At 63.9% G+C, this 13,118-nt stretch carries 11 protein-coding genes and 2 pseudogenes; 10 read left to right on the forward strand and 3 right to left on the reverse strand.

Features of this window, described 5'->3' with window-relative positions; all coding sequences use genetic code 11:
* The first annotated feature begins 1 nt into the window (after position 1).
* From OVY48_RS22700 to OVY48_RS22730, 7 genes and pseudogenes are all read left to right on the forward strand, one after another.
* A complete protein-coding gene (locus OVY48_RS22700) occupies positions 2-1,147 on the forward strand; it encodes a thiolase family protein (RefSeq protein ID WP_313924564.1) in 1,146 nt (381 codons plus the stop codon).
* Between the two features lies 1 nt (position 1,148).
* Complete coding sequence (locus OVY48_RS22705) at positions 1,149-2,357, forward strand: acyl-CoA dehydrogenase family protein (protein WP_313924565.1); 1,209 nt, start codon at positions 1,149-1,151, stop codon at positions 2,355-2,357.
* 34 nt (positions 2,358-2,391) lie between these two features.
* Positions 2,392-3,354, forward strand: a complete 963-nt coding sequence (locus OVY48_RS22710; protein WP_069065020.1) for a thiamine pyrophosphate-dependent dehydrogenase E1 component subunit alpha — start codon at positions 2,392-2,394, stop codon at positions 3,352-3,354.
* A gap of 18 nt (positions 3,355-3,372) precedes the next feature.
* Positions 3,373-3,945 (forward strand): annotated as a pseudogene (locus OVY48_RS22715) (alpha-ketoacid dehydrogenase subunit beta); the annotation flags it as partial.
* A 107-nt stretch (positions 3,946-4,052) separates the two neighbouring features.
* Complete coding sequence (locus tag OVY48_RS22720; protein WP_313921885.1) at positions 4,053-5,471, forward strand: ISNCY family transposase; 1,419 nt, start codon at positions 4,053-4,055, stop codon at positions 5,469-5,471.
* A 168-nt stretch (positions 5,472-5,639) separates the two neighbouring features.
* Positions 5,640-6,086 (forward strand): annotated as a pseudogene (locus OVY48_RS22725) (transketolase C-terminal domain-containing protein); the annotation flags it as partial.
* 7 nt (positions 6,087-6,093) lie between these two features.
* The gene (locus OVY48_RS22730) at positions 6,094-7,563 is read left to right on the forward strand and encodes a 2-oxo acid dehydrogenase subunit E2 (protein WP_313924566.1); all 1,470 of its coding nucleotides are present in this window, start codon (positions 6,094-6,096) and stop codon (positions 7,561-7,563) included.
* Positions 7,564-7,674: 111 nt separating this feature from the next.
* Here the strand turns inward: OVY48_RS22730 and OVY48_RS22735 are convergent, their stop codons facing one another.
* The 3 genes from OVY48_RS22735 to OVY48_RS22745 form a co-directional block, all read right to left on the reverse strand.
* Positions 7,675-8,430, reverse strand: a complete 756-nt coding sequence (locus OVY48_RS22735; protein ID WP_313924567.1) for a TIM barrel protein — start codon at positions 8,428-8,430, stop codon at positions 7,675-7,677.
* Between the two features lie 41 nt (positions 8,431-8,471).
* The gene (locus tag OVY48_RS22740; protein WP_313924883.1) at positions 8,472-9,275 is read right to left on the reverse strand and encodes an SDR family oxidoreductase; all 804 of its coding nucleotides are present in this window, start codon (positions 9,273-9,275) and stop codon (positions 8,472-8,474) included.
* Between the two features lie 74 nt (positions 9,276-9,349).
* The gene (locus OVY48_RS22745) at positions 9,350-10,054 is read right to left on the reverse strand and encodes a TetR family transcriptional regulator (protein WP_313924568.1); all 705 of its coding nucleotides are present in this window, start codon (positions 10,052-10,054) and stop codon (positions 9,350-9,352) included.
* 104 nt (positions 10,055-10,158) lie between these two features.
* Here OVY48_RS22745 and OVY48_RS22750 point away from each other — a divergent pair, with 104 nt between their 5' ends.
* From OVY48_RS22750 to OVY48_RS22760, 3 genes are read left to right on the forward strand one after another with little or no spacing between them, the layout of a single operon-like run.
* A complete protein-coding gene (locus tag OVY48_RS22750; RefSeq protein WP_313924569.1) occupies positions 10,159-11,472 on the forward strand; it encodes an aromatic ring-hydroxylating dioxygenase subunit alpha in 1,314 nt (437 codons plus the stop codon).
* Entirely contained in the window at positions 11,465-11,989 is a 525-nt protein-coding gene (locus OVY48_RS22755) for a nuclear transport factor 2 family protein (RefSeq protein ID WP_313924570.1), read from the forward strand. Before OVY48_RS22750 ends, OVY48_RS22755 begins: the two co-directional genes overlap by 8 nt.
* The gene (locus tag OVY48_RS22760; RefSeq protein WP_313924571.1) at positions 11,986-13,002 is read left to right on the forward strand and encodes an NADP-dependent oxidoreductase; all 1,017 of its coding nucleotides are present in this window, start codon (positions 11,986-11,988) and stop codon (positions 13,000-13,002) included. The genes OVY48_RS22755 and OVY48_RS22760 overlap by 4 nt, the downstream gene beginning before the upstream one ends.
* The last annotated feature ends 116 nt before the right edge of the window (positions 13,003-13,118 follow it).

Raw genomic sequence — 13,118 nt, forward strand, 5'->3', positions numbered from 1 at the left:
GATGCAGGACGTCTATATCGTCGGGATCGGTATCCACCCCTTTGGCCGCACCGAAGGCTTGAGCGGCCTGCAACAAGGGGCCAATGCCGCCCGCGCCGCCATGGCCGACGCTGGCCTTGAGTGGCCCGACATGGAGTTCGGTTTCGGCGGATCGGATTCGGCGGGCAATGCCGACACGATCGTCAACGAGCTTGGCCTGACCGGGCTGCCCTTCATCAATGTCAAAAATGGCTGCGCTACCGGCGGATCGGCGCTGATCGGTTCCTGGCAGGCGATCGCGTCGGGCGCGCATGATGTCGGCATCGCCATCGGCTTCGACAAGCATCCGCGCGGCGCGTTCAACGCCATGCCCGCTGAATATAGCCTGCCGGAATGGTATGGCGAAGCGGGCTTCATGGTCACCACGCAATTCTTCGCGATGAAGCTGCAACGCTATATGGCGCTGCACGGCATCAGCCCGACGTCGCTCGGCCGGGTCGCGGAAAAGGCGTTTCGCAACGCGGTCCATGCCGACCACGCCTGGCGACGGTCGCCGGTCGATCTCGACACCATCCTCAACGCCCCGATGATCAGCGACCCGCTGACCAAATATATGTTCTGCTCGCCCGCCGAAGGCGGCGTCGCGCTGGTGCTGGCCAGCGCCAAGAAGGCGCGCGAACTCGGCCGCGATCAGGTGCGGATCAAGGCGGCGGTCATCCGCACCCGCCCGCCCGGATCGTTCGAGGTCTTCGCCCCGTCGATGGACATAGAACGCGGCGGCGCACCGACCCTGCTCGCCAGCAAGGCTGCCTATGAGATGGCAGGCATTGGCCCTGAGGATATCGACCTCGCCCAGTTGCAGGACACCGAGTCCGGCGCGGAAATCATGCACATGGCCGAAAACGGCTTTTGCGCCGATGGCGATCAGGAAGAATGGCTGGCCAATGGCTGGACCAATGTCGACGGCCGCCTGCCCGTCAACACCGATGGCGGGTGCCTCGCCTGTGGCGAGCCGATCGGCGCGTCGGGCCTGCGCCAGGTCTATGAAAATGCGCTGCAACTGCGCGGGCTTGGCGGCGGGCGGCAAGTGCCCGGCGATCCGCGCACGGCCTATTCCCATGTCTACGGCGCGCCCGGCATTTCCGGCGTGACCATTTTGGAACGATAAGATGGACCTTGATTTCTCTCCTCAGGATCAGGCCTTCCGCGCCGAAGTCCGCCGCTTCCTCGACGACAATCTGCCCCAGCATCTGCGCGAAGGCATGCGCGCGACGCCGGGCGTGTTCGTGGAACCCGACATTGGCGGCGAGTGGCAGGCGATCCTGCGCGCCAAGGGCTGGCTTGCCTATAATTGGCCGACCGACTGCGGCGGCACCGGCTGGACGCCGATTCAGCGCTATATTTTCGAAAAGGAATGCGCGCTCGCCGACGCGCCCAGCCTGCCGGTGCTGAGCCTCAAGCTGCTCGGCCCGGTCATCTGCCATTTCGGCACCGAGGAACAGAAGGCCTATTTCCTGCCCCGTATCTTGGATGGCACGGATTTCTGGTGCCAGGGCTTTTCCGAGCCCGGCTCCGGCTCCGACCTCGCCAGCCTCAAGACGCGCGCCGACCGCAAGGATGGCCATTATGTCGTCAACGGCCGCAAGCTGTGGACCACCCACGCCCATCACGCCTCGCACATCTTCTGCCTCGCCAAGACCGATCCCACCGCCAAGCCGCAGCGCGCGATCAGCTTCCTGCTGATCGACATGGCCCAGCCCGGCATCGAAGTGCGGCCGATCATGGGGCTGGCGGGCGATCATGAGGTGAACGAAGTCTATCTCGACGATGCCACCACCCCGCTCGACCATCTGGTGGGCGAGGAAGGCCAAGGCTGGACCATTGCCAAATTCCTGCTCGAAAATGAGCGCGGTGGTGCCTGCCACGCCCCCAAATTGCTGTCGGACATCGCCAAGCTGCGCACCGCCGCCCTGACGGAACCCGACGGCAAGGGCGGCTGCATGGCCGATGATCCCCTCTACATGGCCCGCCTTGCCCGCGCCGAGCTGGAGGCGCAGGCGCTCGAAATGACCGAAATGCGGGTGCTGGCCGAAATGGCCAAGGGCTTGCCGCCGGGTCCGCAAACCTCGCTGTCCAAGCTGGTCGCCTCCACCCTGCGCCAGCAGGTCGATGGCCTCGCGGTCCAACTGTACGGCTATGCCGGCATCGCGCTGGAGGAACAGCGGCCGCTCTACGGCAATCAGGCGCCGCCCGCGCTCCATGGCAAGCCCGCGCAACTTGCCGCGCCGCGCTATCTTAATTCGCGCGCCTGGACCATCTTTGGCGGGACCAATGAGGTTCAACGCAATATCATAGCCAAAACGGTGCTGGGGCTGTGACCGCCACCGGAGTCGATCGACCAGGAGAAGATAGATGCAATTGAGCCGCGAGGCACTGATCCGGGCCTATCGTCAGATGAAGACGATCCGCCTGTTCGAAGAGCGTCTGCACGATGAGATCGCGCTGGGCGAAATCGCCGGCTTCACCCATCTCTATGCGGGCCAGGAGGCCTGCGCGGTGGGCGTGTGCGAGCATCTGGGGCCGACCGACTATATCATCTCGACCCATCGCGGCCATGGCCATTGCATCGCCAAGGGCTGCGACGTCATGGCGATGATGAAGGAAATCTATGGCTCGCGCGATGGCCTGTGCAAGGGCAAGAGCGGCTCCATGCACATCGCCGACATTGGCGTCGGCATGCTCGGCGCGAACGGCATCGTCGGCGCGGGCGCACCGATCGCGGTGGGTGCTGGCATCACCGCCAAGAGCAATGGCACCGTCTCGATCGCCTTTTCGGGCGATGGCGCGTGCAACCAAGGCACGACATTCGAAGCGATGAACATGGCGGTGGTGCTGAAACTGCCGGTCATCTTCGTGTTCGAGAATAACCATTATTCCGAACATACCGGCGAAGCCTATGCCGTCGGCGCGGAAAGCATGACCGTCCGTTCCGCTGCCTTTGGCATGAAAGCGATCAAGGCCAACGGCATCGATTTCTTCAGCGTCTATGACGCGATGCGCGAGCTGATCGACTATTGCAAGGCAGGCAACGGCCCCGCCTCGATCGAGCTGGATTGCGAACGTTTCTACGGCCATTTCGAGGGCGATCCGCAGCGCTATCGCGGCCCCGGCGAACTTGACCGCATCCGCGAAGAGCGCGACTGCCTCAAGACCTTCCGCACGCGGGTCACCGAGGCCAAGCTGCTCGACGGGGCCGAACTCGACGCGGTCGATGCCGAAGTCACCGACCTCATCGACCGCGCGGTTGCCGAAGCGCAGACCGCCGCCCGCCCCACCGCTGCCGACGTCCTGGAAGACGTCTATATCAGCTACTGACGCCAGAGGGATCGACATATGGCTATCAAGATGATCCGCGACGTCATTCGCGACACGATCGATGCGGAAATGGAACGGGACGACAGCGTCATCATGCTGGGCGAGGATATCGTCGGCGGCCATGGCGCACCCGGCGGCCCCGAAGCGATCGGCGGCATATGGGGCACATCGGGCGGGCTATGGGCCAAATATGGCTCTGACCGCGTCATCGACACGCCCATTTCGGAAAGCGCCATCATCGGCGCGGCGTCGGGCGCGGCGCTGACCGGCAAGCGCGCCATCGCCGAAATCATGTTCGCCGACTTTATCGGCGTGTGCATGGATCAGATCTGGAACCAGGCGGCCAAGTTCCGCTATATGTTCGGCGGCAAGTCGAAATGCCCGCTGGTCATCCGCATGCCCTATGGCGCGGGCTTCAACGCCGCACCCCAGCATAGCCAGGTGATCCATCAATTCGTCACCGCCATGCCGGGGCTGAAGGTCGTCATGCCCTCCACCCCCGCCGATACCAAGGGGCTATTGACCCAGGCGATCCGCGACGATGATCCGGTGATCTTCCTTGAACATAAGGCGCTTTATGGCGTGAAGGGGGTGTAAGCGCAATTTAGAGATGTCACTCCCCGCAATTTAGAGATGTCACAACCGGGACGTCTTGCGGTTCCGGTGGCATGTTCTCCTGCATGCGGGAGGACACGCTTATGACGGTGGTGGCAATGAGCCATGGCGAGCTTTCACGGTACGATACACTGCTTCGTTTCGACCGTGGTGAACTGAGGGTCGAGGATGCAGCGATGCTGCTTGGGGTATGTCGCCGCCAGGTGTACCGGTTGCTCGACCGATTACATACAGACGGCCCTGAAGCACTTGTGTCTTGGAAGCGCGGCCGCCCTAGCAACCGCGCCTTCAAGGAGGACCTTCGCACACGCGTTCTCGACCTGGTGCGCCAGCACTATCATGATTTCGGTCCGACGCTGGCGACCGAATATCTCGCCGAGCGGCACCAGATCACGATTTCGCACGAGACTTTACGCAAGTGGATGATTCAGGCCGGATTCTGGAAGGACCGTGACGCCCGTCGCCCTCGCCCGTATCAACCGCGTTATCGGCGGGACTGCCGGGGTGAGCTGATCCAGATCGACGGCTCAAAACATTGGTGGTTCGAAGACCGCGGCCCACAATGTACTCTGCTGGTCTATATTGACGACGCTACCAGCGAGCTGATGCACCTCCAGATGGTCGAGAGCGAGAGCACCTTCGCCTATATGGAGGCGACGCGCCAATATATAGAGCGACATGGCAAGCCGGTGGCGTTCTATTCCGACAAGCACAGTGTTTTCCGCAATGCCAAAGCCAGCGCAGCGCGCGGGGATGGCATGACGCATTTTGGTCGCGCGCTGGATGCTCTGAACATCGAGATCATCTGCGCCAACTCGCCGCAGGCCAAGGGCCGGGTCGAACGGGCCAATGCCACCTTGCAGGATCGCCTGGTCAAAGCGATGCGCCTGGAAGGCATCTCATCGATCGAGGACGCCAACACCTTCCTCGACAGCTATAGGACCAGGCACAACGAGCGGTTCGCCCGACCCGCCTTCCATGCCCGCGATCTGCACCGCCCCCTCGCCCCACATGACGATCTGTGCTCGATCATGGTCTGGCGGGAGCAGCGGACCGTGACGGCTGCACTGACGCTGCATTACAACAAGGCGATGTTCATTCTGGAACCGAACGATGTCAGCAAAAAACTGGCGCGCAAGCGGGTGACGGTCTGTGAATATCCCGACGGCAGGCTGGAGATCGAGCATGAGGGCCATGTCCTGCCCTATCGTCAGTTCGACAAGATGCGGCAGGTGAACCAACCTGCCATTGTCGAGAACAAGCATCTCGACGCGGCGCTGATGTTGGCCAGACAGATGCAAGCGATCATGCCGCATCACCGTAAACGCAATAATGACGCCCCTGCCCGCCGCGACCAGCCCATGCATATGTTCCCCGAGCCAGAACCGCCCGCGAAGATCGATCGCCGCAAACTGGGTGGGTCAAAGCTCAAGCGCGGTCCCAGGCTGAGCGACGCAGAGTTGCGCGAACGCGGCACGCTCAGGTTCGTGCAGAGGACATGACCGCGCCCACTGCTCACGCAGCGGGTCCATGGTCCACCAGCCCGTGGTCAGCGCATCAGCAGGGTCTGCGCTGCGCTATCCCGAGGGCTCCACGCAGCCCCTGCTGTCCTCAAGCCTGTGACATTTCTATATGGCTCAGATAGTGACTTCTCTAATTAGCAGGAACAGGGGGAAGTGCCCGATGGCGACTATACTATCCCCTTCGGCCATGCCCGGCATGTGACGCAGGGCGACGACATCACCATCCTCGCCACCGGCATGATGGTTGGCTTTGCCGAAAAGGCGGCGGCCCAGTTGGCCCAGGACGGCATCGGTTGCGACCTGCTCGACCTGCGCACCACCAGCCCGCTGGATGTCGAGGCGATCCTCGACAGCGTCGAGCGTACCGGCCGCCTGCTGATCGTCGATGAAGCCCCGCCGCGCTGCTCCTTTGCGACCGACCTGTCGGCGCTGGTGGCGCAAAAGGCCTTCGCCTCGCTCAAGGCACCGATCGAGATGGTGACGCCGCCGCACAGCCCCGTTCCCTTCGCACGGGAACTTGAATCCGCCTATCTGCCCTCGCCCGACAAGATCGTGGCGGCGGCGGTGCAACTCCTATCCTATCGGCGGGGATAAGCATATCATGGCCACTCTGCGCGCATATGCGATGCCCAAATGGGGCATAGAAATGACTGAAGGCGTCGTTGCCGAATGGATGGTCGCCGAAGGCGTGCCGTTCAAGAAGGGCGACCTGCTCGCCCTCATCGAAACCGACAAAATTACCAACGAAATCGAGGCCGAGGCCGACGGGATGTTCCCGCGCCTCATCGCCCAGCAGGGCAGCGCCTATGCCGTCGGTGAACTGATCGCCGTGCTGGCGGGGCCGGACGACAAGGTCAGCGCCGACGAGGTCGATGCCTTCGTCGCCGGGTTCAAGCCCGCCGACACCAAGGTCGCGTCCAAGGCTGGCGCAGCCCCGCCACCGCCCGCTACGCCGGAACCGGAACCAGCACCGGCACCGGCACCGGCACCACAGGTCGCTATCGCCGACGACGCGAATATCAGCCCCGCTGCCCGCGCCTTTGCGCAGGCGAATGGCGTGGACATCACCGCGCTCACCGGCTCCGGTCCCAATGGTCGCCTGACCTTCCAGGACGTGCAGCAGGCCAGCCTGCCCCCGGTCGCGATCGGCGGCGGCGCGGCGGTGGACCTGACGCCCGTCGGCAACGAATTGGGCGAGGTTTTCGCCAGCCCGCTCGCCAAGCGCCTCGCGGTGCAACATGGCGTGGACCTCCATGGTCTGACCGGCACAGGCCCCAAGGGCCGGATCGGCAAGGCGGACGTGCTGGCCAAGGTCAAGCCGGTCGAAGCCCCCGCCGCTGCGCATGCCGCCCAAGCCCCGGCCCCCGCCGACTTTGCCCGGCCACCCGCTGGCAGCGCAGAGGTCGTCAAAATGTCGCCCATGCGCAAGGCGATTGCCAAAGCGCTCAGCCACAGCAAATCGACCATCCCGCATTTCTACCTGCGTTCGGGCGTCAGGATTGACGCAATCCTGGGCCTGCGCGCACAAGCAAAGGCGGCGACCGGCGAAGCGCCCAGCATCAACGACTATCTCGTGCGCGCCTGCGCCCTGGCGCTCGCCCGACATCCCGATGTCAATGTGCAGGTCCATGGCGATGAAATCCATCGCTTCGCCAGCGCCGACATCGCCGTCGCCGTCGCGACCGACAAGGGCCTCATCACCCCGATCGTGAAAGGCGCCGATACCCTCTCCGTCGCCGCCATTTCGCGCACGGTAAAGGCGCTGGCCGACAAGGCCCGCACCGGTAAGCTGCAACCCGACGAATTCCAGGGCGGCAGCTTTTCGATCAGCAACCTCGGCATGTTCGGCATCGACCAGTTCGATGCGATCATCAACCCGCCGCAGGGCGCGATCCTGGCCGTAGGCGCTGGCAACCGCCAACCGATCGAAATCGGCAACGCGCTGGCCTTCGCCACCATCGTCCAGTTCTCCCTCTCTTGCGACCACCGCGCAATCGACGGCGCAGTGGGTGCGGACTTCATGCGCACGCTCAAGGGATTGATTGAGGAACCGACGCTGCTGGTTGGGTAGGCGCCAAAAAACACCGTTCAGGCTGAGCCTGTCGAAGCCTCTTCCTTTCTTCAAGAAGGGAAACCCTTCGACAGGCTCAGGGCGAACGGACCGGGAAGCCAGCCCGGTTCGCTACCGCCCCGCCATCCAAGCCCGCGTCGTCGCCAACATCCGCGCCGCCCGTTCGTTAAGGTCCGGCCACCCCTCCCGCAACGCGATCGACCGTTCCTCGACAGCCACTGGCAGCCCCCGCGGCATCGCCTCCAGCAGCGCCCCGACCGGCAATCCCCCCGCGCCCAGCGCCACGCGCCCGTCGATCGCCTCGGTCAGGATCGCGTCCGCGTCGGCCGGGTCCGCGCCGGGGTTGGGCGCGTCGCATAATTGGACATAGCTCAGCCACGCAGGCGGCACCGCGGCCACCTCCGCCACCGTCCCGCCCGACCGCCGCCAATGCAGCGCGTCGATCAACAGCCCCATCGCCGGATGATCGATCGCACGCAGGATCGCGCTCGCCTGCCCGATCGTCCTGACCTCGGTAAAAATGCCGAATTCCAGATTGATGCGGATCGCATCGCCCGCCCGCTCGGCCAATATCGCCAGCTTGTCGCGCGTCGCCGCATCGTCGGGATCGCTGCTGACGCACAACACATTCCGCGCGCCCAGTTCCATCCCCACATCGACCAGCCGCAGATGATCGGGATCGGGCGGCCCCGGCTTGATCCACACCACTTCGATGTCGATCAGCGGCAGGCCCGTGTCGCGCAACGCGGCCTTCACCTGCCGCGTCGTCGCATCCGTCCACTCCGCCGCCTCGAACCACATGCCGCCATAATCGAAACCGGCCCGTGCCGCTGCCTCCACCAATTGCAGCGGCGTCGCGTCGGGCATGATCCCCGACGCCATGCAGAGTGGTGGCAAACGATCCCGCGTCACGCCCCGGCGGCAGCCATCGCGGCGGCAACTGACGCCTCGATATCCGCCTTGGTCGGATTGGCGCGCAGCGTCAGCCCGCCATTCACCTGCAAATTCTGCCCGGTCATGAAACAGGCGTCACTGGCCAGGAACACGCACGCCTCGGCCACATCCTCAGACGTGCCATAACGGCCCAGCGGATAGCCCTTGCGAAACGCATCCATCAACCCTGGCACCGCCGCCGCATCCGCTGTCATCGGCGTTTCAGTGATGCCGGGCGACACGCTGTTGGCGCGAATGCCCATGCTCCCAAATTCATTGGCGACGGTACGGACCAGATGGTCGGTCCCCGCCTTGGTCGCCATATAGGCGGCATGGTCGTGGAACATGATCGTCGCGGTCGCCGAACTGATCTGGATGATCGACCCGCCGCCGCGCCGCTCCATCGCCGGGATCAGTGCCTGGAAAAACTGGAACGGCCCGCGCAGTTGCAGCGCATACATGGCGTCCAGATCCGCCTGCGTCGTCTCTAGAAACGGCTTGAGCAGCCCCCAGCCGGTCGCGTTGATCGCAATATCGACCCCGCCCAGTGCCGCTTCGGCATCGGACACCGCCGCTGTTATGCTCTGCTGATCGGTCATGTCGCAGGCGACGGCCACCCCGCCAATCTCGTCGGCAAAGGCGGACAGCGCGTCGGCCTTGCGCCCCGCCACCGCAACCCGCGCCCCTTCGGCGGTCAGGCGGCGGGCGATGACCTGCGCCATATTATCCTTGCCCGCTGCACCGACCACCAATGCCGTCTTGCCGTTCAACCTGCCCATCATCTCATCCTTCGCGCGTCTATTTTACGCGCCAAGGTAACGGGCCGGGGCGATGCGCCAAACTCGGCTTTATGCTAGGCCACCCGTCCCAGTCCGGTGAAGCCCGCGCCGACGAAATCCACCATCCGCTCGACCATCGCGTCCAGATCACTGGAGCTGAACCGCCCGCCCGACTGGCGATCCAGCATCCCGCTTTCGGCCAGGATATGCGTGATCATCGCCTGGAAGAAAAAGAAGCCCCACTGCACATCGCCCTCGTCCATCTCCGGGTGCAGCGCGCGCAATGCCTCGACATAGGCGGCGATCACATCGTCGAAATGCTGGCGAAACGGCGATATGAACGCCTCTTGCTGCGGCATGTTCGCCACCAGCGCCATCAGCCGGATATAATTTTTCCACCCCGCCCCGCCGCGCATCGATCGGTCGACGATCGGCGTGATGAAGGCGCGGATGATCGCGCGGCGGCGGGTCGCCTGATCGCCCGCAACCTGCCGCGCCTGCACCAGCGCGTCCGCCATGCCCGCCACATGGGCGTCGGCCCGCCGGTCGATCACCGCGCCGAACAAATCTTCCTTCGACCCGAAATGATAATGGGTCAGCGCCACCTGCACCCCGGCCTGCGTCGCAATGTCGCGCAGCGACACACCATGATAGCCCCGGATCGAAAAGAGCGACTCCGCCGCGTCCAATATCCTGGCCGCCGTGTCCGGTGCCCGCCGCCGATCGAGTTTCGGCGCCGCCGCCCCCTCCGGCCCACCTGTCGTTTCCGCTAGTTTCAACGCTTTCCTGCCCATCGGACAGCTATGGCGAAGATATTGACAGGCAGCAACCGATCGGAGTAAATTTAGTCGATCGTTCAACTAAAAAATAGCGAGAGGGTATCATGACCATCGAGTCTTTCCTGGGCCGCGCCATTGCCGCCTATGATCCGCCCGTGCGCGGTGACCGTATCACGGGCGAACGCTATCATGAAAAACGCTGGGCGGACGCTGAATGGGCGCATGTCTGGACCAAGGCCTGGCATATCGGCGGCATGGCCGCCGACCTTGAGGAAGCGGGCGACTTCCTGACCCATAATATCGGCCGGGAATCAGTCGTCATGCTCTGTCAGGAGGATGGATCGGTCAAAGCCTTCTACAATGCCTGCAAGCATCGCGGCTATCGCCTCGCCTGGACCGAAGTTGGCGGATCGCCCTTTCTCACCTGCGGCTATCATGGCTGGAAATATGCGCCCGACGGCACGCTCGCCCATGTCCAAGACCCCGATGATTTTCCCGGCGGCTCCCCCTGCGGCAAGGTGAAGCTGGAGGAAATTCCCTGCACCGTCTGGGGCGGCTTCGTCTGGTTCACCATGGATCGCGATGCCGCGCCGCTCAAGACATGGCTGGGCGCAGCGGGCGAACAGCTCGAACAATGGCAGATGGGCAAGATGACGCGCGTGCTGGCGCTCAGTTCCGACGTGCCCTGCAACTGGAAGATCATCCGCGACAATTTCAACGAAAGCTATCACCTCCCTAATCTCCACCCGCAAATCGCCGGGTCGATCGATGACGCGCTCGAAGGCACCATCTTCGAGATGAACCCCGAAGGCCATAATTGCATGATCATGCGCGGCCTCAAGCCATCGGGCCGCTATCCCACCTCCGACATCCTCGAAATGCCGCTCGCCCAGGCGCTCGAATATTGGGAGCTGGACCCCAAGGATTATGAAGGCCGCGCCAGCCAGGCGCGCGACGCCATCCTCGCGCAAAAGCGCAAGCTGGGCGCGGAAAAGGGCTATGCCCATTATGCGACCATGGGCGACAGCGAGATTGTGGATTATCACCACTATACGCTCTTCCCCAACATCACCTTCACCATGTGGCCGGACGGGTTCCAGCTATTGCGCTCCGAACCGCACCCGACCGACCCGGAACGCTGCATCTTCGACCATTGGTTCATGGCGCATGCAATGCCCGGCAGTGATGTCGTGATGGGACCGATGGGGCCGACCCCCTTCCAGCATGTCGAGCGTGAAAAGATCGAATTCGGCACCAAGTCGCTGGGCGATGTCGCCGATCAGGATATGAGCGTCGCGATCGGCCAGCAACTCGGGCTCCATTCGCGCGGCTTTACCGGCGGCATCCTGCCCAATCAGGAAAAGCGGGTGCAGATGTTCCATGAGAAACTGAACGACGTCTGCGGCATCCATGACTGATCCCGCGCTGATCGACGCCCTCGTCGCGAAGCAGCAGATTGCCGACCTGACCGCCGCTTATTGCCGGGGCGTCGATCGTGCCGATGCGGCGTTGCTGGGTTCGCTCTTTCATGCCGACAGCCATGTCGAAAGCGGCCCCTTCAACGGCAGCGGCCAGGATTTCGCCCGCGAAATCTGCGCCATCGTCCGCACCGTCTTTACCCAGACCAGCCACGCCAATGCGCATCAATGGGTGGAGGTCGATGGCGACAGCGCAAAGGGCGAAACCTATGTCACCGCGCTCGCCACCCCGCGCGGGCAAGAGGGCGAACCCATCCATATGCTGACCGGCGGCCGCTATCTCGACCGCTTCGTCCGCACCAACGGCACCTGGCAATTCATCGAAAGGCGCTTCGTGTGCGACTGGGTCGTCCGCCAGCCCGCCGGTGGCGGCGACGACCTTTATGCCGGTTTCCTGCGCGGCGCGCAGGGACCGTCCGATCCCGTCCATAGCCTCTGGGGAAACACCGCATCATGACCGCCTCCGTCAATCGCCGTTTCCTCCTCGTCTCCCGCCCCGACGGCTCGCCGCGCGAAAGCGACTTTCGGCTGGAGGACAGCCCGGTCCCCACCCCCGGCCCCGGCGAAATCCTCATCCGCAACCATTATGCCTCGCTGGACCCCGCGATCCGTGGCTGGCTTGACGATGCGCCAAGCTATCTGCCCCCCATCGCGATCGGCGATCCCGTCCGCGCCTCCACCATTGGCACGGTCGAGGCGAGCGGGGTCGATCGCTTCAAGCCCGGCGATTGGGTCATGGGGCTGAACGCGATTGAAGAATTTAGCCTCGTCACCCCCAATGACTTCATGCACCCGATCGACGTGTCGGCGGCCCCGTCGGTTACCAGTTACCTCTCCGCCATGGGCGCGGTCGGTCTCACCGCCTGGTTCGGTGTCAGCGACGCGATGCAGCCCCGTCCCGGCCAGACCGTGCTGGTCAGCGGTGCGGCGGGCGCGGTCGGCTCGATGGTCGGGCAACTCGCCAAGCTGCGCGGCGCGCGCGTGGTCGGCATCGCCGGGGGCGCGACCAAATGCGCGCGGCTGACCGATCGCTATGGCTTCGACGCGGCGATCGACTATCGCGGCAAGGACGAAGCGGCACTCGCCGATGCCATCGCCAGCGCCTGCCCGGACGGCATCGATCATGTCTTCGAAAATGTCGGCGGCGCCTGCCTCGACGCCGCCTTGCGCCACATCAACCAGGACGCACAGATCCTCCTGTGCGGCCTCATCTCCGAATATAATGGCGATCCCCACGGCGCGCGCAACATCTGGCAGCTGATCGTCAAGACCGCCACCATGCGCGGCTTCCTCATCGCCCGCTATGCCGACCGCTTCCCCGAAGGCAGCCAGGCCATCGCCGCGCTGATCGGCGAGGGCAAGCTGGTGTTCGACGAACATATCGAACAGGGCATAGACAACGCCTACCCCGCCTTCATGCGCCTCTTCGACGGCACCAACGACGGCAAGATGATCCTTAAACTCACCTGAAATCCGGCGGCGTAAGGGGGGCGTTGCGCAATGCGCACCGCCCCCCAATTTCGTCATCCCCGCGAAGGCGGGGACCCATCTCCCAACCCAAAATCAGGGCGATAAGGTGGGAGATA

The sequence above is a fragment of the Sphingobium sp. SA2 genome (genome assembly GCF_032227065.1).
GTDB lineage: Bacteria > Pseudomonadota > Alphaproteobacteria > Sphingomonadales > Sphingomonadaceae > Sphingobium.

What these genes read in the sequence shown, in the direction of transcription:
- OVY48_RS22700 (WP_313924564.1), top strand. Translation starts at nt 2, where the DNA reads ATGCAGGACGTCTATATCGTCGGGATCGGTATCCACCCCTTTGGCCGC.
- OVY48_RS22705 (WP_313924565.1), top strand. Translation starts at nt 1,149, where the DNA reads ATGGACCTTGATTTCTCTCCTCAGGATCAGGCCTTCCGCGCCGAAGTC.
- OVY48_RS22710 (WP_069065020.1), top strand. Translation starts at nt 2,392, where the DNA reads ATGCAATTGAGCCGCGAGGCACTGATCCGGGCCTATCGTCAGATGAAG.
- OVY48_RS22720 (WP_313921885.1), top strand. Translation starts at nt 4,053, where the DNA reads ATGACGGTGGTGGCAATGAGCCATGGCGAGCTTTCACGGTACGATACA.
- OVY48_RS22730 (WP_313924566.1), top strand. Translation starts at nt 6,094, where the DNA reads ATGGCCACTCTGCGCGCATATGCGATGCCCAAATGGGGCATAGAAATG.
- OVY48_RS22735 (WP_313924567.1), bottom strand. Translation starts at nt 8,430, where the DNA reads ATGCCCGACGCGACGCCGCTGCAATTGGTGGAGGCAGCGGCACGGGCC.
- OVY48_RS22740 (WP_313924883.1), bottom strand. Translation starts at nt 9,275, where the DNA reads ATGGGCAGGTTGAACGGCAAGACGGCATTGGTGGTCGGTGCAGCGGGC.
- OVY48_RS22750 (WP_313924569.1), top strand. Translation starts at nt 10,159, where the DNA reads ATGACCATCGAGTCTTTCCTGGGCCGCGCCATTGCCGCCTATGATCCG.
- OVY48_RS22755 (WP_313924570.1), top strand. Translation starts at nt 11,465, where the DNA reads ATGACTGATCCCGCGCTGATCGACGCCCTCGTCGCGAAGCAGCAGATT.
- OVY48_RS22760 (WP_313924571.1), top strand. Translation starts at nt 11,986, where the DNA reads ATGACCGCCTCCGTCAATCGCCGTTTCCTCCTCGTCTCCCGCCCCGAC.